The sequence below is a fragment of the Pseudomonas sp. S2_C11 genome (assembly GCF_054668395.1).
This window is the reverse complement of sequence record NZ_CP162765.1, coordinates 25,275-43,669: the sequence shown is the minus strand read 5'-3', so window position 1 is coordinate 43,669 and position 18,395 is coordinate 25,275. Positions and strand designations below refer to the sequence as shown.

General features: G+C 61.1%; 15 protein-coding genes. 6 read left to right on the top strand and 9 right to left on the bottom strand.

The annotated features are described in order from the left end of the window. Window positions 1-77: 77 nt before the first annotated feature. The 8 genes from AB4N48_RS00190 to bioB form a co-directional block, all read right to left on the bottom strand. Window positions 78-1,367 carry a GGDEF domain-containing protein gene (locus AB4N48_RS00190; protein ID WP_039757672.1) on the bottom strand — a complete coding sequence of 430 codons (1,290 nt, stop codon included), beginning with the start codon at window positions 1,365-1,367 and terminating at the stop codon, window positions 78-80. A gap of 191 nt (window positions 1,368-1,558) precedes the next feature. Next, window positions 1,559-3,364: a phenylacyl-CoA dehydrogenase gene (locus tag AB4N48_RS00185; RefSeq protein ID WP_460094600.1), complete on the bottom strand. Its 1,806-nt coding sequence runs from the start codon at window positions 3,362-3,364 to the stop codon at window positions 1,559-1,561. Between the two features lie 274 nt (window positions 3,365-3,638). Continuing rightward, window positions 3,639-3,935, bottom strand: coding sequence for a hypothetical protein (locus AB4N48_RS00180; RefSeq protein ID WP_016772865.1), 297 nt, complete (start codon window positions 3,933-3,935; stop codon window positions 3,639-3,641). Window positions 3,936-4,043: 108 nt separating this feature from the next. Continuing rightward, window positions 4,044-4,724 carry a dethiobiotin synthase gene (bioD, locus tag AB4N48_RS00175; protein WP_252868392.1) on the bottom strand — a complete coding sequence of 227 codons (681 nt, stop codon included), beginning with the start codon at window positions 4,722-4,724 and terminating at the stop codon, window positions 4,044-4,046. Then, complete coding sequence (gene bioC / locus AB4N48_RS00170) at window positions 4,721-5,530, bottom strand: malonyl-ACP O-methyltransferase BioC (protein WP_375122783.1); 810 nt, start codon at window positions 5,528-5,530, stop codon at window positions 4,721-4,723. The genes bioD and bioC overlap by 4 nt, the downstream gene beginning before the upstream one ends. Further along, window positions 5,523-6,242, bottom strand: coding sequence for an alpha/beta fold hydrolase (locus tag AB4N48_RS00165; RefSeq protein ID WP_375122784.1), 720 nt, complete (start codon window positions 6,240-6,242; stop codon window positions 5,523-5,525). The genes bioC and AB4N48_RS00165 overlap by 8 nt, the downstream gene beginning before the upstream one ends. Continuing rightward, the gene (gene bioF / locus AB4N48_RS00160; protein WP_256808071.1) at window positions 6,235-7,413 is read right to left on the bottom strand and encodes an 8-amino-7-oxononanoate synthase; all 1,179 of its coding nucleotides are present in this window, start codon (window positions 7,411-7,413) and stop codon (window positions 6,235-6,237) included. The genes AB4N48_RS00165 and bioF overlap by 8 nt, the downstream gene beginning before the upstream one ends. A gap of 159 nt (window positions 7,414-7,572) precedes the next feature. Next, window positions 7,573-8,628, bottom strand: a complete 1,056-nt coding sequence (bioB, locus tag AB4N48_RS00155) for a biotin synthase BioB (RefSeq protein ID WP_460094598.1) — start codon at window positions 8,626-8,628, stop codon at window positions 7,573-7,575. 91 nt (window positions 8,629-8,719) lie between these two features. Here bioB and AB4N48_RS00150 point away from each other — a divergent pair, with 91 nt between their 5' ends. The 5 genes from AB4N48_RS00150 (at window position 8,720) to rarD (ending at window position 14,598) form a co-directional block, all read left to right on the top strand. Beyond that, window positions 8,720-9,454, top strand: a complete 735-nt coding sequence (locus tag AB4N48_RS00150) for a double zinc ribbon domain-containing protein (protein ID WP_460094596.1) — start codon at window positions 8,720-8,722, stop codon at window positions 9,452-9,454. Between the two features lie 186 nt (window positions 9,455-9,640). Beyond that, window positions 9,641-10,405 (top strand): TOBE domain-containing protein, encoded by a 765-nt coding sequence (locus tag AB4N48_RS00145; RefSeq protein ID WP_460094593.1) that lies wholly within the window; start codon window positions 9,641-9,643, stop codon window positions 10,403-10,405. 69 nt (window positions 10,406-10,474) lie between these two features. Continuing rightward, complete coding sequence (locus tag AB4N48_RS00140) at window positions 10,475-12,376, top strand: PhoX family protein (RefSeq protein WP_460094590.1); 1,902 nt, start codon at window positions 10,475-10,477, stop codon at window positions 12,374-12,376. A gap of 165 nt (window positions 12,377-12,541) precedes the next feature. Next, complete coding sequence (locus AB4N48_RS00135; RefSeq protein WP_460094588.1) at window positions 12,542-13,516, top strand: serine/threonine protein kinase; 975 nt, start codon at window positions 12,542-12,544, stop codon at window positions 13,514-13,516. A gap of 194 nt (window positions 13,517-13,710) precedes the next feature. After that, window positions 13,711-14,598 (top strand): EamA family transporter RarD, encoded by an 888-nt coding sequence (gene rarD / locus AB4N48_RS00130; RefSeq protein ID WP_041476730.1) that lies wholly within the window; start codon window positions 13,711-13,713, stop codon window positions 14,596-14,598. A 223-nt stretch (window positions 14,599-14,821) separates the two neighbouring features. Here rarD and AB4N48_RS00125 read toward each other — a convergent pair whose 3' ends face one another. Then, a complete protein-coding gene (locus tag AB4N48_RS00125) occupies window positions 14,822-15,340 on the bottom strand; it encodes a glycine cleavage system transcriptional repressor (RefSeq protein ID WP_016772854.1) in 519 nt (172 codons plus the stop codon). Window positions 15,341-15,980: 640 nt separating this feature from the next. Between AB4N48_RS00125 and AB4N48_RS00120 the strand changes: the two genes are divergently transcribed. Continuing rightward, a complete protein-coding gene (locus tag AB4N48_RS00120) occupies window positions 15,981-18,158 on the top strand; it encodes a malate synthase G (RefSeq protein ID WP_305381646.1) in 2,178 nt (725 codons plus the stop codon). The last annotated feature ends 237 nt before the right edge of the window (window positions 18,159-18,395 follow it).

Genomic DNA, 18,395 nt, shown 5'->3' with positions numbered 1-18,395 from the left:
TCAGCAGATTTGTTCAACCTACTGCTGGCCACCACGCGCGACAATCACTGTGCAGGCGCTGAATGCGCCGTCATCACTCAACCCGCAGCAGCGTCCATGCGCACCGCGCCACGGCGGTTCTGCCCGAACGCCATGACGCAGTTACGCCCGGCGCCCTTGGCGCTGTACAACGCCTGGTCGGCGGACTTGAGCACTTCTTCAGGGGTGCGCTGCTCGACACGTTCGGCGACGCCGATGCTCACCGTCACCGACACCGCCGAAGCCCCGGAACCGCTGCGCCGCTGGCGACCTTGCTGATCATCCTGCGGGCGGTTTTCCTGGTTGCGTAGCTGAATGCTATAAGACGCAATCGATTCACGGATCACTTCCAGGTGCGGCATGCACTCCTCAAGGGTCTTGCCTGCGAACACCAAGGCAAATTCCTCACCGCCGTAGCGATACGCCCTACCGCCACCGCTGATTTTCGACAGTTTGCTGGCGACCAGCCGCAGCACCTGATCACCGACATCGTGGCCGTGGGTGTCGTTGAATTTCTTGAAGTGATCGACGTCGCTCATCGCCAGCACATAGTTGCGCCCCAGTCGCTGCATGCGTTCGTTGAGCGCACGTCGTCCCGGCAGGCCGGTGAGCTCGTCGCGGAAGGCCATTTGATAGGCCTCATGCGCAACGGCGGCGGCGATCATCAGCATCACCTGGCTGCACATGATGTTCAGGGTGAACGGCAGAATGAAGGTCTTCGGCAGCATCCAGAACACACCGAGCAAGCCAACCAGTTGCGCCGCGTGCAACGGGCGCGGGTTGCGCCAGTATTGCCAGGCCAGAAGCAGGAAGGCCGAGATGAACACCGGATAGGACAACTGGATGAGACTCATCCATGCCCCATGCAGCGCCGGCCAGCGGATCTCCGACAACCACAGCAGCAGCGCCTGTGGGTAACTTTGCTCCAGTCCCAGCGCCACGCTGCCAAATGCCAGCAGCACGGCAAAGCGCGCGACCATGTCCTGAAACAGATGGGTACGCTCCTGCCACGCCGCGAACAGCCCGAACAACAGCGGCAACAACAGGCAGACCAGATGAAACACCACCGCAGCGTCTTCGCGGACCTTGCCGTTGTCGCGGTAGAAATCTGTCTGGGTGTCCAGCAGAAAGTAGGCGATGTACACCGTGAGCATCAAAAACAGTTCGCGCTGACGTCGATACACCGCGCAATACGCGCCACCGAGGAGCAGAACCAATGTCGGCAGGACGTTGAACAGTGACGTGAAGAATACGCTGAGGTCTTTGACGTACGCAGCCGCCAGCCCCGCAAGCAATAACAGCAGTGATGGCAGGAAATGGCTGAAACGTACAGCGGAAGAACGCGGCAAGGGTAAGCTCCGACCCGTCATAGCAAAGAGATGGCATTGTGCCTGCAAAGTGCGGCCAAGCCCATACAATGTGATCCAGATCACACACGGTCTCTGTAACGGCCGGAAGCTCGACTATCTGAGCGATCCACAAACAAAAAAACCGCTGCCCCCTAACGGGAGCAGCGGTTTTCGTCAGACTGCGTTAAGGCTTAGTAGCCCAGCGCGAAGTCTTCTTCCTTCATGTCCATCAGGTTGCCAGCACCCGACAGCATAGTGGCCACGTGCGTACGGGTACGCGGCAGGATGCGCTGGAAGTAGAAGCGCGCGGTTTGCAGCTTGGCGGTGTAGAACGCCTCGTCGCTGGTGCCGGCAGCCAGTTTTTCCGCAGCCAGACGTGCCATGTCTGCCCAGAAGTAGGCCAGGCAGGCATAACCGGAGTACATCAGGTAATCCACGGAGGCCGCGCCGACTTCTTCGCGATCTTTCATGGCAGCCATACCGACCTTCATGGTCAGCTCGCCCCACTCTTTATTCAGTGCAGCCAGCGGCGCGACGAATTCCTGGACGGCTTCGTTGCCTTCGTTGGTCTGGCAGAACTTGTGGACGATCTTGGTGAAGCCTTTCAGAGCCTCGCCTTGAGTCATCAGCACTTTGCGGCCGAGCAGGTCGAGGGCCTGGATGCCGGTGGTGCCTTCGTACAGCATCGAAATGCGGCTGTCGCGAACGTTCTGCTCCATGCCCCACTCGGCGATGAAGCCGTGGCCGCCGTAGATCTGCACGCCGTGGTTGGCGGCTTCGAAACCGACTTCGGTCATGAACGCTTTGGCGATCGGGGTCATGAACGCCAGCAGTGCGTCGGCCTTCTTCTTCTCTTCTTCATCGACGCCGTATTTGACGATGTCGACCTGCTTCGCAGTGAAGTAGACCATCGCGCGGTTGCCTTCGGCGAACGCCTTCATGGTCAACAGCATGCGGCGCACGTCAGGGTGGACGATGATCGGGTCAGCGGCTTTGTCCGGCGCTTTCGGGCCAGTCAGCGAGCGCATTTGCAGGCGATCACGAGCGTATTTCAGACCGCCCTGGAAGCCGATTTCAGCGTGAGCCAGACCTTGCAGTGCGGTACCGAGGCGAGCGGTGTTCATAAAGGTGAACATGCAGTTCAGACCTTTGTTCGCCGGGCCGATCAGGTAACCGGTGGCGCCGTCGAAGTTCATCACGCAGGTGGCGTTGCCGTGGATGCCCATCTTGTGTTCCAGCGAACCGCAGCTCACTGCGTTGCGCGCGCCAATGGTGCCATCGGCGTTTGGCAGGAACTTTGGAACGATGAACAGCGAGATGCCTTTGGTGCCAGCCGGTGCATCGGGCAGACGCGCCAGTACGATGTGGACGATGTTGTCGGCCATGTCGTGTTCACCGGCCGAGATGAAGATCTTGGTGCCGGAAACTTTGTAGGAACCGTCGGCCTGAGGCTCGGCCTTGGTGCGCAGCATGCCCAGGTCGGTGCCGCAGTGCGGTTCGGTCAGGCACATGGTGCCGGTCCATTCGCCGGAGACCAGTTTGGTCAGATAGGCTTCCTGCTGCTCTGGGGTGCCGTGCTCGGAGATGGTATTCATCGCACCGTGCGACAGACCTGGGTACATGCCCCAAGACCAGTTGGCTTCGCCGACCATTTCGCTCACCGCCAGACCCAGCGACTCAGGCAGGCCCTGACCGCCGTGCTCAACGTCGTGCGCCAGGCTTGGCCAGCCGCCTTCGACGAATTGCTTGTACGCCTCTTTGAAGCCAGTCGGGGTTTTCACGCCGGACTCGCTCCAGGTGCAGCCTTCGATGTCGCCCACGCGGTTCAGCGGCGCCAGTACCTGCTCACAAAACTTGGCGCCTTCCTCGAGGATGGCGTCAACCATGTCCGGCGTGGCGTCTGCGCACGCTGGCAGGCACTGATAGTGCGCTTCGTAGCCGAGCAGTTCGTCACGAACGAAGCGAATATCACGCAAGGGGGCCTTGTAGTCAGGCATAGCGATAAACCTCTGCTGATGTAACCGGGAATGAACGACCGTGTTGAATTGTTGTGACGGTCAAACAGTTGTTTGAAACATACGTTTACGCCGAAATCTTGTCAAGCATCGTTCTTTTGCCGTTCGTCATCAGACTTTGCAAATGCCGGAGACGACAAATCGCCGCGACTTGATATAAGCCACGGGCGTTGTAAAAAGATTAGTTGAGCAAGAAGGACTTAAACGAAAAACGCCGCGACAGGGCGCGGCGTTTCGGGGTCTACAACAAACTCAATCAGGCGAAAGTATCGATGATCGTCCCGAGCACTTCGTCGGATGCCTTGGCCACCTTCACACCCAGCTCTGCCTGGATCTTGCCCTGCGACAGCTCGACGATATTGCTCGCCAGATCCGATTCTTGTGCGCGATCCACACCGCGCAGGCGATTGACCTGCACTTCGGACGACTGGCTGGTCACCGAACGTTCGATAGTGTTGTTGGCGATCTGGCTGGCAGCCTGATCGACGCGGTTCTGCCCGGACTGAATCGAGCTCAGCCCCGCATAAAAAGCTGTGTTACCTGAGATTTCCATAGTCGCTCTCATCCTTGCAAAGGATCAATGCTCGCCATTGAAGCAGACGCGCCGGCAAAACGCCCGTCAAAAACACTAATGGCACAGTGCCTGCTCATAGGCAAAAGCTTAGTCGAGCAAATCCAGTTGCAAATGCTCGGCGACCGCTTCGGCGCTCAACGCCTTGAGTTTCGGCACCCGGCCTAGGCACGGCGCGGGGATGCGCTCGGCCAGGGTCGCGAGGTTTTCCTCCAGCCGCGAAGTTTTCGGATCGATGATATTCGCCACCCACCCCGCCAATTGCAGACCATCGCGGGTAATCGCCTCGGCGGTCAGCAACGCATGACTGATGCACCCCAGCCTCACGCCCACCACCAGAATCACCGGCAGCTTCAGCGCAATCGCCAGGTCCGAGAGATTGTCCTGATCGGCCAACGGCACACGCCAGCCGCCCGCGCCTTCGATCAGGGTGAAATCGGCGTTCATCGCCAGAATCCCGCGCATCGGCGCCAGCAGCGATTGCACCGTCAGCGCCACTCCTGCTTCGCGCGCCGCCAGATGCGGAGCGATCGCTGGCTCGAACGCCACCGGGTTGACCTGTTGATAAGTCAGCGGCAACGAACATTCGGCCAACAGCGCCAAGGCATCGGAATTACGCAAGCCTTTGGGCGTGACGTCGCAACCCGATGCCACCGGTTTGCCCGCCGCCGTGCTCAAGCCTGCCGACCGCGCCGCATGGAGCAATCCGGCAGCAACGGTGGTTTTGCCGACATCGGTGTCGGTACCGGTGACGAAATAGGCTGCGCTCATAGAGGTTTCTCCAACACGGCGTATACCACCTGATACGTTGCCGGCAGCCCCGACGCCTGACGGAACCGCTCGTACGCGTCGATCAGCCCGAGAATCCGCGCCCGTCCGGTCAAACCGCCCGGCCGGCCGGGATTCAGATTGTGTGCGCCCAGCGCTTTCAACTCATGAGTCAGGCTGCGCACATCCGGGTAATGCAACACGTGCGGCTGATTCTGCAGCGCCAAAATGCGCATGCCACTGCCGGCACATAACTGCTCATAGCGGGCGAAGGCGCGGAAGCGATTGACGTGCACCAGCCCGTCGATCTGCTGCCAACTCTCACGCAACTCGAACAGCGTCCCTGTACAAAGACTAGCAAACGCAAAAATCCCCCCCGGTTTAAGCACGCGCAAGGCTTCGCTGAGCACCGCCTCGAAGTCGGCGCACCACTGCACTGCAAGGCTGGAGAAAATCAGATCGACGCTCGCATCCTGCAACGGCAGCCGTTCGGCATCGCCAGCAATGAAATGCTCAGCGCCACCCAACGGCCGTGCGTGATTGAGCATGCCCTCGGCAATGTCCAGCGCGACACCGCTGCCCTGGGTGAAACGCGAGGCCAGCGCACGAGTGAAATAGCCGGTGCCGCAACCGAGATCGAGCCACCGCGACGGCATGAAACTTCCAGGCAAACGCTCAAGCAGCTGCGTGCCGACGTCACGCTGAAACTCGGCGACGCTGTCGTAACTGGCCGCAGCGCGGGAAAAAGACGCCGCCACCTGGCGCTTGTCGGGCAAGCCCCCAGGCAGCACAAGGGACAGATCAGTCATCAGCGCACTCATGTAGAAACGCCTGGATCGCGCCCGCGACTCCATGCGGGTCTTCCAGCAGAAAAGCATGGCTGGCCTGTTCGATCAGACCAATTTCGATATCCGGCAACAGCGCGAACAATGCGCCGGCCGCTTCCGCCGGGACCAGCGCGTCCTGTCCGCCGAACAGATGAAACTGCGGGCCGCGAAACCCCTGCAACGCCTGGCGTGTGTCCAGTTGCGCGAGCAGCTCCAGCCCTGCCATCAGCGCGGCCGGTGCGCCAGCGAGCAGCAAGCGCGACAAGCCACGCGGGTCTGGTGAACCTTGCGCACATAGCAGAGCGAAGCGCTTGAGCGTGGTACGCGGATCGGCCTGGCAACCGGCAAGAAACGCATCGAAGGTCTCGCCAGGCATCGCGTTCGGCCACTGCTCATGGGCGACAAACGCAGGGTTGCTCGCCAGCGTCAGCAGCCCGCAGCACGCCTCGCCGCGTCGTGCCGCCAACTCAGACGCGAGCATGCCGCCCAGAGACCAGCCACCAAGCCAGATTTCCTGCGGAATGCGCGCATCGAGTTCGTCGAGCCAGTCTTCAAGGTCAGCGGAGTCCAGCTCCGGCAGCGGTTCGATCTCGACTTGCAGATGTTCGTCGAGGCCGCGCAATGCTGCGGCCAGCGGTTCCAGCGGCGACACGCCGAGGCCCCAGCCGGGCAGCAGGATCAGACGATTACGCATGGCCTGGCTCCAATGACAATCGGGCGAAGCAATCTGCCAACCCTTCCAGCAACTGTTGCACCTGTGCCTCGCTGTGGGCGGCGGTCAGCGTGACGCGCAACCGCGCGCTGCCGGCCGGCACGGTCGGTGGACGGATCGCGGTCACCATCAAGCCGCGCTCGCGGAGCATTTGCGACAGCCGCACCGCGCGGCCGGCATCGCCGATCATGATCGGCTGGATCGGCGTGAAGCTGTCCATCAGCTCCAGCCCGATCTGCTCGGCGCCGTGGCGGAACTGGCGGACCAGTGTCTGCAAATGCTCACGGCGCCAGTGTTCACTGCGCAACAGCTCGAGGCTTTTCAGCGTCGCGCAGGCCAGCGCCGGCGGTTGGCTGGTGGTGTAGATGTACGGGCGGGCGAACTGGATCAGGCTTTCGATCAACTCTTCGCTGCCAGCGACAAAGGCCCCGGCGGTGCCGAAGGCTTTGCCGAGGGTGCCGACCAGCACCGGCACGTCGTCCTGGCTCAGGCCGTAATGCTCGACGATGCCGCCACCGTTGGCGCCCAGCGGGCCGAAGCCATGCGCATCGTCGACCATGAGCCACGCGCCTTTGGCCTTGGCCGCGCGGGCCAGCGCCGGCAGGTCGGCGATGTCACCGTCCATGCTGAACACACCGTCGGTGACCACCAGCGTGTTGCCGGTGGCTTTCTCCAGGCGTTTGCCCAGGCTTTCGGCGTCGTTGTGCAGATAGCGATTGAAACGCGCGCCGGACAACAGGCCCGCGTCCAGCAACGAAGCGTGATTGAGCCGGTCTTCGAGTACCGTATCGCCCGGCCCGACCAGCGCGGTGACCGCGCCGAGGTTGGCCATGTAGCCGGTGGTGAACAGCAGTGCACGTGGGCGCCCGGTCAGATCGGCGAGTGCTTCTTCCAGTGCGTGATGCGGGCTGCTGTGGCCGATCACCAGATGCGACGCGCCACCGCCGACCCCCCAGCGCTCGGCACCGGCGCGCCAGGCTTCGATCACCTGCGGATGATTGGCCAGGCCCAGATAATCGTTGTTGCAGAAAGCGAGCAGCGGTTGGCCGTCGACCACGACTTGCGGGCCTTGCGGCGAGTCGAGCAGCGGGCGGTGGCGGTAGAGGTTGTCGGCACGGCGGGCAGCAAGGCGTGCGGCGAGATCGAATGACATGCAGGCCTCGATTTTCAAATGACACAGATCCCCTGTGGGAGCGAGCCTGCTCGCGAATGGGCGTCACATCCAACATGGATATTCGCGGCCAAACCGCTTTCGCGAGCAGGCTCGCTCCCACAGGGGTTTTGCATTCCTTCAGCGCAATCCGTGCAGCTTTTAGATGGCAGCGTTATAGAACTGCTCGCTGCTCTTCTGCTCCACCAGCGCCTGCTCGATCGCCGCTTGGTGCACTTCATCCGCGTGCTCTTCGCGAGCCTCCGGCTGGATACCGAGGCGCGCGAACAATTGCATGTCCTTGTCCGCCTGCGGGTTGGCGGTGGTGAGCAATTTTTCGCCGTAGAAAATCGAGTTGGCGCCAGCGAAAAATGCCAGGGCCTGCATCTGCTCGTTCATCGCTTCGCGACCGGCGGACAGGCGCACGTGGGATTGCGGCATGAGGATGCGCGCGACGGCGAGCATGCGGATGAAGTCGAACGGGTCGATGTCTTCGGCGTTTTCCAGCGGCGTGCCGGCGACTTTCACCAGCATGTTGATTGGCACCGATTCCGGGTGCTCCGGCAGGTTGGCCAACTGGATCAGCAGATTGGCGCGATCGTCCAGCGATTCGCCCATGCCGAGAATGCCGCCGGAGCAGATTTTCATCCCCGACTCGCGTACATAGGCCAGCGTCTGCAAGCGCTCGCTGTAAGTGCGGGTGGTGATGATGCTGCCGTAGAACTCCGGCGAGGTGTCGAGGTTGTGGTTGTAGTAATCGAGACCGGCCTTGGCCAGCGCTTCAGTCTGCTCCTGATCGAGACGGCCGAGGGTCATGCAGGTTTCCAGGCCGAGGGCTTTTACTCCTTCAACCATCTTCAACACATACGGCATGTCTTTGGCGGATGGATGTTTCCACGCCGCGCCCATGCAGAAACGCGTCGAACCAATGGCTTTCGCGCGGGCCGCCTCTTCGAGGACCTTCTGCACTTCCATCAGCTTTTCTTTTTCCAGACCGGTGTTGTAGTGCCCGGACTGCGGGCAGTACTTGCAGTCTTCCGGGCAGGCACCGGTCTTGATCGACAACAGTGTCGAGACCTGCACGCGGTTGGCGTTGAAATGTGCGCGGTGCACCGTTTGCGCCTGGAACAGCAAGTCGTTGAATGGCTGTACGAAGAGTGCTTTGACTTCGGCCAGAGACCAATCGTGACGCAGGGTGGCGGTGGTGCTCGCGCTCATTGGCAATTCCTTGGTTATGCTTGGCTGGCGCTGGGGGAAACGGAATACCCACAGGCGCTACACGGATGTTCGGCATATTTAAGGAAGAGCGATGCGCTGTCAACCGCAATACAAGGAGCAGGTTTACATCTGTTTAAAAAACGTACAGACCTGTTTGCTGTGCGATGAGCCCGCAGAAGCACAAATGCCAATGTGCGAGGCCTGTGAAACCGAGCTGCCCTGGCTCGGCAGCCATTGTCAGAGCTGCGCTTTGCCACTGGCGGCGGATGGCCTGACTTGCGGCGAATGCCTGCTAGAGCCTCCGGCCTTCGAACAGGTCGCCGTGCCCTGGGTTTATGGCTTCCCCGTGGACAGTCTGATTACACGGTTTAAACACAACGCGAAATGGCCGTTTGGTCACCTGCTCGCCGACGTTCTCGGCCAATACCTGCAGCATCGCTTCGCCGAGGACCTGCCGCGCCCCGATGTGTTGCTACCGGTGCCGTTGGCGAATAAACGACTGCGTCGGCGAGGATTCAATCAAGCGGCGATGCTCGCGCGCTGGTTGAGTGTTTCTCTGGATCTGCCCTGTGAAGAACAGCTTCTAAGGCGAGTCATGGACACCGACGCCCAGCAGGATCTCGACGCCAAGGCGCGCAAACGCAACTTGCGCAATGCCTTTGCGCTGGCGCCTGACGCGCAGGTCAGTGGCCGCCATTGGGCGCTGGTGGATGATGTTCTGACCACGGGCGCGACCGCTCAAGCGCTGGCGCGGTTGTTGATGAATGCAGGTGCGGCGCGGGTTGATGTGTATTGCCTGGCTCGTACGCCGAAGCCCGGTACCTGAAGCGAATACAGATATCGTGTGGGAGCGAGCCTGCTCGCGAATGGGCATCACATTCAACAAAGCTGTTGTTGGTCAAACCGCTTTCGCGAGCAGGCTCGCTCCCACAGGGGGCTTTGCGTCAGGCTTGACTCATGCGTTGCAAGTGGCCAACGTCCATTTCATCGCCCGAGCCAGAAGCGTTCTGCCATGTCCCTGCCCACCCTGCTGTCCCAACACATCGTCCGCCGTCCGCAGCGCATTGCCCTGCTGCAACACATCGCCGAGCAGGGCTCGATCACCCGTGCGGCGAAGAGCGCGGGGCTCAGTTACAAGGCGGCATGGGATGCGATCGATGAGTTGAACAACCTGGCGCAGAAACCCTTGGTCGAGCGCGTGGTGGGCGGCAAGGGTGGCGGTGGCGCCAGATTGTCCAGCGAGGGCGAGCGAGTGCTGCGCCTGTATCAGAAATTGCAGGCGTTGCAGGCACAGGTGCTGGAAGCGGCGGAAGACGCCAGCGATCTCGACCTGCTCGGGCGGCTGATGCTCAGGACCAGCGCGCGCAATCAGCTGCATGGCACGGTGGCAGCGATTCAGGCGCAGGGTCGCAATGACTTGATCCACCTTGAACTGGCCGAAGGCATTGCTCTGGAGGCGCAGATCACCCACGACAGCACCGTGCATCTGGAATTGCAGATCGGTACCGAAGTGATGGCGCTGATCAAGGCTGGCTGGCTTGAGTTGCTCGGCGCCGATCAGTCGGCAACGCCCGGACACAATGTCCTGCGCGGCACCATCGAAGCGATTCTCGATGCCGAGGACGGACCCAGCGAAGTGCGCATTTCCCTGCCCAACGGCCAGACACTTTGCGCCTTGGCCGAACCGCTGCACTTGCGCAGCCAGCAACTCGCCGTGGGGTCTGCGGTGCAGGTGCAATGCGCACCATCTAACGTGCTGATCGGCACGCCGCTCTGATTTGTCTTGCCACAAAAGCGTCATCGACCCGCATTAAGGTGTTGCCCATAACCAAGCAGGGAGCCTGATGTGAGCCTATTAGAAGAAAACCAATCCACTGATCTGGAAAAAATGGTCGGCCTCAGCCGTCGCGGTTTCATCAGCGCCGGTGCCTTGTGCGGCGCTGCGATGTTCCTCGGCGGCAACCTGCTGAGCCGCAGCGTCATGGCCGCCAGCGTCAGCGCCGGCAACAGCCGCCTGCTCGGTTTCGAGAGCATTCCGGCGGCGACCACCGACGCCATCAGCCTGCCCAAGGGCTACAAGTCTTCGGTGCTGATCAGTTGGGGCCAGCCGCTGCACAAGAACGGCCCGGCCTTCGACCCGAGCGGTAACGGCACCGCTGCCGCACAGGAAGTGCAGTTCGGCGACAACAATGACGGCATGAGCCTGTTCGCCTTCCCGGACGACAAGAACCGCGCGCTGATGGCAATCAACAACGAATACACCAACTACCGCTACCTGTATCCGCATGGCGGCATGCCGCAGTCGGCTGAGGATGTGCGCAAGGCATTGGCCTGCGAAGGCGTGTCGGTGATCGAAGTGCAGCGCAAGAACGGCCAGTGGCAATTCGTCCAGGGCTCGCGCTATAACCGCCGCATCCACGGCAACTCGCCGCTGCGCATCAGCGGTCCGGCCCGCGGCCACGACTTGATGAAAACCGCTGCCGACAAGCACGGTAAGAAAGTTCTCGGCACCTTCCAGAACTGCGCCAACGGCAAGACGCCGTGGGGTACCTACCTGACCTGCGAAGAAAACTTCACCGACTGCTTCGGCAGCAGCAACGCCCAGCAGCAGTTCGATGCCGCGCAAAAGCGCTACGGCGTTGTCGCCAGCAGCAAAGACATCAACTGGCACCCGCACGACCCGCGCTTCGACATGGCCAAGAACCCCAACGAGCTCAACCGTCACGGCTGGGTGGTCGAGATCGACCCATTCGATCCGCAATCGACTCCGGTCAAACGCACCGCGCTGGGCCGCTTCAAGCATGAAAACGCCGCACTCGCCGAGACCGACGATGGTCGCGCTGTGGTGTACATGGGCGACGACGAACGTGGCGAGTTCATCTACAAATTCGTCAGCCGCGATCGCATCAACCATCGCAATCAGAAGGCCAACCGCGACATCCTCGATCACGGCACGTTGTATGTGGCCAAATTCGATGCCGGTGACGGCAACCCTGATCACCCGAAAGGCCGGGGCCAGTGGATCGAACTGACACACGGCAAGAACGGCATCGACGCCAGCAGCGGGTTTGCCGATCAGGCCGAAGTGCTGATCCACGCGCGCCTCGCCGCCAGCGTCGTCGGCGCAACACGCATGGACCGCCCGGAGTGGATCGTCGTCAGCCCCAAGGACGGCCAGGTTTATTGCACCCTGACCAACAACGCCAAGCGCGGTGAAGACGGGCAACCGGTGGGCGGTCCAAACCCGCGCGAGAAGAACGTTTACGGGCAGATTCTGCGCTGGCGCACCGACCGCAACGATCACGCCTCGAAGACATTTGCCTGGGACCTGTTTGTGGTCGCTGGCAACCCGGGCGTGCATGCCGGGACGCCGAAGGGTGGCTCATCGAACATCACCCCGCAGAACATGTTCAACAGCCCCGACGGTCTGGGTTTCGACAACGCCGGCCGCCTGTGGATTCTCACTGACGGCGATTCGAGCAACGCTGGCGACTTCGCCGGGATGGGCAACAACCAGATGCTCTGCGCCGATCCTGCGACCGGTGAGATTCGCCGTTTCATGGTCGGGCCGGTGGGTTGTGAAGTGACCGGGATCAGCTTCTCGCCGGATCAGAAAACCCTGTTTGTCGGGATTCAGCATCCGGGCGAAAACGGTGGTTCGACCTTCCCCGAGCACCTGCCCAACGGCAAGCCAAGGTCTTCGGTGATGGCGATTACGCGCGAGGATGGTGGGATCGTCGGCGCCTGATAAACCCTCATCGCTGGCAAGCCAGCTCCCACAGGTCTTGCGCAAAACCTGTGGGAGCCGGCTTGCCAGCGATGGCATCAGCAATGACACCAACCACCTCCGCCGCCGCCATCTGCGCTACCATGCCGAGCCGGACGCAGCAGCCTGCTGCGCGCAGGAGTCAGCATGGCCCACCCGTTTGAAACCCTCACCCCCGATCTCGTCCTGGATGCCGTTGAAAGCATCGGCTTCCTCAGCGACGCGCGCATTCTGGCGCTCAACAGCTACGAAAACCGTGTTTATCAGGTCGGTATCGAAGACTACGAGCCGCTGATTGCCAAGTTTTATCGTCCGCAGCGCTGGACCAACGAGGCCATCCTCGAAGAGCACCAGTTCACTTTCGAACTGGCCGACATCGACATTCCGGTGGTAGCGCCGCTGATCCATAACGGTGAAACCCTGCATGAGCACGCCGGTTTCCGCTTCACCCTGTTCCCGCGCCGTGGGGGCCGCGCGCCGGAGCCGGGCAACCTTGATCAGCTGTATCGCCTCGGCCAGTTGCTCGGGCGCATGCATGCGGTGGGCGGTACCAAGCCGTTCAAGCACCGCGAAGCCCTCGCGGTGCAGAACTTCGGCCATGCCTCGCTGAACACCCTGCTTGAGGGCAATTTCATTCCCAAGAGCCTGCTGCCGGCGTACGAGTCGGTTGCCCGCGACCTGCTCAAACGCGTCGAAGATGTCTACGCCGCTACGCCGCACCAGAACATCCGCATGCACGGTGACTGCCACCCCGGCAACATGATGTGCCGCGACGAGATGTTCCACATCGTCGACCTCGACGATTGCCGCATGGGCCCGGCGGTGCAGGACATCTGGATGATGCTCGCCGGCGATCGTCAGGAGTGTCTGGGGCAGTTGTCGGAATTGATGGACGGCTACAACGAATTCCATGATTTCGACCCGCGCGAACTGGCGCTGATCGAACCGTTGCGCGCCCTGCGCCTGATGCACTACAGCGCCTGGCTGGCGCGGCGCTGGGACGACCCGGCGTTCCCGCACAGCTTTCCGTGGTTTGGCACCGAGCGGTATTGGGGCGACCAGGTGCTGGCCTTGCGTGAGCAGCTGGCGGCACTGAATGAAGAGCCGCTGAAACTTTTCTGATTCAAACCTGAACCCTGTGGGAGCGAGCCTGCTCGCGATAGCGGACGGACATTCAACTTTGATGTTGGCTGACCCGACGCTATCGCGAGCAGGCTCACTCCTACATTTGTCCGGTGTTCACAAATTCACAACTCACTTGCAGACAAATCTCCTTACAATCCCTCCTTTGTCAGCTGCCTGAGCAAGGATTCTGCATGCAAGCCGCCAACCCGCGTCGCGGGTACATTCTGGGCCTGAGCGCCTACATCATCTGGGGCCTGTTCCCGATCTATTTCAAAGCCATCGCCGAAGTCCCGGCCGTCGAGATCATCATCCATCGGGTGCTGTGGTCGGCGCTCTTCGGTGCGTTGCTGCTGATGGTGTGGAAACACCCGGGCTGGCTGCGCGAGCTGCTCGACAATCCAAAACGCCTGGCGATTCTGGCCCTGAGCGGCACGCTGATCGCGGCCAACTGGCTGACCTATGTCTGGTCGGTGAACAACGGCCGCATGCTCGAGGCGAGTTTGGGTTACTACATCAATCCGCTGGTCAACGTCCTGTTGGGCATGGTGATTCTTGGCGAACGGCTGCGGCGCATGCAGTGGGTCGCGGTCGGTCTCGCTGCCATCGGCGTGGCGCAGCAGGTGTGGCAGGTCGGCAGCTTGCCGTGGGTGTCGCTGGCGCTGGCGCTGACTTTCGGCTTCTACGGTCTGATCCGCAAGCAGGCGCCGGTCAAGGCGTTGCCGGGGCTGGTGGTGGAAACCTGGATGCTGGTGCCGATCGCGATTGCATGGTTGCTGTTCAATCAGACTGCCACGAGTGTGCAGCCGGCCTTCTGGACCACCTCCGAAGCCTGGTGGCTCGTGGCTGCCGGCCCGGTGACGCTGGTGCCATTGGTGTGTTTCAACGCCGCCACCCGCCACTTGCCCTACACCACCATCGGCTTCCTGCAATACATCGCGCCGACACTGGTGTTGCTGCAAGCCGTGCTGCTGTTTGGCGAGCATTTGTCGTCCAGCACGCTGGTCGCGTTCATGTTTATCTGGGCCGGTCTGGCGGTCTACAGCGTTGATGCGTGGATAAGTTTGCGCCGGCGCGCCTGATCAAAAAACGCACAAACCTCCACAGGCCACGGTTCTCGTGGCCTGCATCGTTCCTTCCCAAGCTTATCCACAGCGTGATCCCCGCCGTTTGTGCGCAAGTCACTGAATGTTGGCGGTTTTTTGATCAACCTGCGCAAAGCCACGGCCGGCGTGGCGTGGCGGTCTGTCTCTACAGGTTATCCACAGGCAGGTGCACGTTAAACCTGAATAACCCTGTGAACGCTCAAACTTCTGTGCGTAACACCAGTTCGACCATCAGATCATCGGCCAGGGTTTCCAGACGCGCCTGCAGAACGTCGAGCGACAAGGTCAGCGGTACCGCGAGAATCGCCTCGGCGTGAAACAGCGGCTCGCTGCTCATCGGCGCCGGGCGCACTTCAGTTACCAGTCGCTCCAGGTTTACGCCCTGCTCGCTCAAGAGCCGAGTGATATCGCGGACGATACCCGGCCGGTCATTGCCGACCAGTTCCATGGCGATCGGTTTCCACGTGCAGGACTGCTCCACTCCGCTTTCGGCAATCAATACCCGAATGCCATGGGCCGACAGCGCTTGCAGGGCATCGACCAGTTCGTCGTAAGCCTCCGCCGGCACGCCCACGCGCAGAATCCCGGCGAACTGCCCGGCCATGCGTGACATGCGGCTTTCCAGCCAGTTGCCGCCGTGCTCGGCAATGCATTGGGCGATGCGCTCGACCTGCCCGGGCTTGTCCGGGGCGAAAACGGTGAGTACGAGATGGTCCATGGCGCAGCCCTCTTGTCATGACTTTTGTTATCGAAGGGCAAGTATAGGCAAGCGGCTTGATTCAGCCTGACCCAGTGCTGGCAGATGATGACCTGTGGCGAGGGGATTTATCCCCGTCCGGCTGCGCAGCAGTCGTGAGTCCTGCCAATTGGGTCTGCCAGCCGGACCGCAGGGGGCGGCTTCGCCACCCAAACGGGGATAAATCCCCTCGCCACAGATTCGCTCATCGCAAAGGGGGAGACGCCAAATCGCGCCATAGCAGTCAAACAGTAATTATGTGTACAACTTTCGATATTTAGCTGGAACAATCCAATGCTTTTTTGAGAACATCCCTTTCCGCGACGTGACCGCAATGCGTCATGAGGTCGCAGAACGACGTAATTAGTCTGATTTTCACAAGCGCAACTCATCATGTAGTATGCCGCAGCGCGCACTACATAACGCTGGATCGATGTCTGCCCAAGGTCCTTCGCAATCCTGAAAGCCCCGTCAGCAAGGCCTCCAAGCCGTTGATTGGTCCTAGCCCAGCCGCCAGCGATGGCATGTACTGGTCCGCAGGTTTGTGGTTTAAATGGCCGGAAGCTTCATTGTTAAATTGACGAGCTGAAAAGCGAAATAGCTGAGCAGAGTGAGGCAAGCAATGACTGAACACGTTCAAGTCGGTGGCCTGCAGGTCGCCAAAGTCCTGTTCGACTTCGTGAACAACGAAGCCATTCCCGGTACCGGCCTCACCGCCGAACAATTCTGGGAAGGTGCCGACAAGGTCATTCATGACCTGGCGCCGAAGAACAAAGCCCTACTCGCCAAACGCGATGACTTCCAGGCGCGCATCGATGCCTGGCATCAGCAGCATGCCGGCCAGGCGCACGACGCCGTGGCCTACAAAGCTTTCCTGCAAGAGATCGGTTATCTGCTGCCAGAAGCGGCTGATTTCCAGGCGACGACGCAAAACGTCGACGATGAAATCGCCCGCACCGCCGGCCCGCAACTGGTCGTGCCGGTGATGAATGCGCGCTTCGCGCTCAACGCCTCGAACGCCCGCTGGGGTTCGCTGTACGACGCCCTCTACGGCACCGACGCGATCAGCGAAGACGGTGGCGCGGAAAAAGGCAAAGGCTACAACAAGGTGCGTGGCGACAAAGTCATCGCCTTCGCCCGCGCCTTCCTCGACGAAGCCGCGCCACTGGCCGCAGGCTCCCACGTCGATTCGACCGGCTACAAGATCGCTGACGGCAAACTGGTCGTGACGCTCAAGGGCGGCAGCAACAGCGGCCTGCGCGATGACGCTCAGTTGATCGGTTTCCAGGGTGACGCCAACGCGCCGATCGCCGTTCTGCTCAAGCACAACGGCCTGCACTTCGAAATCCAGATCGATGCCAGCACTCCAGTCGGCCAGACCGATGCCGCCGGGGTCAAAGACATCCTCATGGAAGCGGCGCTGACCACGATCATGGACTGCGAAGACTCCGTGGCCGCCGTCGATGCCGACGACAAAGTGGTGATCTACCGCAACTGGCTCGGCCTGATGAAGGGCGACCTCGCGGAATCCGTGTCCAAGGGCGGCCAGACCTTCACCCGCACCATGAACCCGGATCGCACCTACACAGCGCCCAACGGCGGTGAAGTGACCCTGCACGGTCGTTCGCTGTTGTTCGTGCGCAACGTCGGCCATCTGATGACCATCGATGCGATCCTCGACAGCCAAGGCAACGAAGTACCGGAAGGTATCCTCGATGGTCTGGTGACCTGTCTGGCGGCAATGCACAACCTCAACGGCAACACTTCGCGGCGCAACACCCGCACCGGTTCGGTGTACATCGTCAAACCGAAAATGCACGGCCCGGAAGAAGCGGCGTTCACCAACGAGCTGTTCGGGCGTATCGAAGATGTCCTGCGCTTGCCGCGCAACACCCTGAAAGTCGGGATCATGGACGAGGAGCGCCGCACCACGGTCAACCTCAAGGCTTGCATCAAGGCCGCCAGCGAGCGCGTGGTGTTCATCAACACCGGTTTCCTCGACCGCACCGGCGACGAAATCCACACCTCCATGGAGGCCGGCCCAGTGGTGCGCAAGGCTGACATGAAGGCCGAGAAGTGGATCGGTGCCTACGAAAACTGGAACGTCGATATCGGTCTGAGCACCGGCCTGCAAGGTCGTGCGCAAATCGGTAAAGGCATGTGGGCCATGCCGGATCTGATGGCAGCGATGCTCGAGCAGAAAATCGCTCACCCTCTGGCCGGCGCCAACACTGCCTGGGTGCCATCGCCGACCGCCGCTGCGCTGCACGCGCTGCACTACCACAAGGTTGACGTGTTTGCGCGTCAGGCCGAACTGGCCAAACGTGCGCGCGCCTCGGTGGACGACATCCTGACCATTCCACTGGCAGTGAACCCAAGCTGGACGCCAGAGCAGATCAAGAACGAACTGGACAACAATGCCCAAGGCATTCTCGGTTACGTGGTGCGCTGGATCGACCAAGGTGTCGGTTGCTCCAAAGTCCCGGATATCAACGACGTTGGCCTGATGGAAGACCGTGCGACGCTGCGTATCTCCAGCCAGCACATCGCCAACTGGCTGCGCCACGGTATCGTCAGCCAAGAGCAAGTGATGGAAAGCCTCAAGCGCATGGCACCGGTGGTCGACCGTCAGAACGCCAACGACCCGCTGTATCGCCCGCTGGCACCGGACTTCGACAGCAACATCGCCTTCCAGGCGGCGGTCGAACTGGTGATCGAAGGCACCAGGCAGCCGAACGGCTACACCGAGCCGGTGCTGCACCGTCGTCGTCGCGAGTTCAAGGCCGCGAATGGTCTGTAATTTGCGCTGACGCTGGAAGTGAAAAAGGCCCTGATCGAGAGATCAGGGCCTTTTTGTTTGTGAGGTGGGTTGGATTGTTGTGGTGGGCTTGAGATCCATCCCCCTCACCCCAGCCCTCTCCCCCAAGGGGTAGAGGGGAAAGGGAGCAGATTGGGGAAGTTTCAATTCCTGAGTTCGACTCATGAAATTCAGGTCGGTGTACCTCCAACATTCACCGCGGTCAGTCCCCTCTCCCTC

Coding starts and splice junctions, on each gene's coding strand:
- AB4N48_RS00185 (WP_460094600.1), bottom strand. CDS start 3,364: ATGCCTGACTACAAGGCCCCCTTGCGTGATATTCGCTTCGTTCGTGAC.
- AB4N48_RS00180 (WP_016772865.1), bottom strand. CDS start 3,935: ATGGAAATCTCAGGTAACACAGCTTTTTATGCGGGGCTGAGCTCGATT.
- bioD (WP_252868392.1), bottom strand. CDS start 4,724: ATGAGCGCAGCCTATTTCGTCACCGGTACCGACACCGATGTCGGCAAA.
- bioC (WP_375122783.1), bottom strand. CDS start 5,530: ATGACTGATCTGTCCCTTGTGCTGCCTGGGGGCTTGCCCGACAAGCGC.
- AB4N48_RS00165 (WP_375122784.1), bottom strand. CDS start 6,242: ATGCGTAATCGTCTGATCCTGCTGCCCGGCTGGGGCCTCGGCGTGTCG.
- bioF (WP_256808071.1), bottom strand. CDS start 7,413: ATGTCATTCGATCTCGCCGCACGCCTTGCTGCCCGCCGTGCCGACAAC.
- bioB (WP_460094598.1), bottom strand. CDS start 8,628: ATGAGCGCGAGCACCACCGCCACCCTGCGTCACGATTGGTCTCTGGCC.
- AB4N48_RS00150 (WP_460094596.1), top strand. CDS start 8,720: ATGCGCTGTCAACCGCAATACAAGGAGCAGGTTTACATCTGTTTAAAA.
- AB4N48_RS00145 (WP_460094593.1), top strand. CDS start 9,641: ATGTCCCTGCCCACCCTGCTGTCCCAACACATCGTCCGCCGTCCGCAG.
- AB4N48_RS00135 (WP_460094588.1), top strand. CDS start 12,542: ATGGCCCACCCGTTTGAAACCCTCACCCCCGATCTCGTCCTGGATGCC.
- rarD (WP_041476730.1), top strand. CDS start 13,711: ATGCAAGCCGCCAACCCGCGTCGCGGGTACATTCTGGGCCTGAGCGCC.
- AB4N48_RS00125 (WP_016772854.1), bottom strand. CDS start 15,340: ATGGACCATCTCGTACTCACCGTTTTCGCCCCGGACAAGCCCGGGCAG.
- AB4N48_RS00120 (WP_305381646.1), top strand. CDS start 15,981: ATGACTGAACACGTTCAAGTCGGTGGCCTGCAGGTCGCCAAAGTCCTG.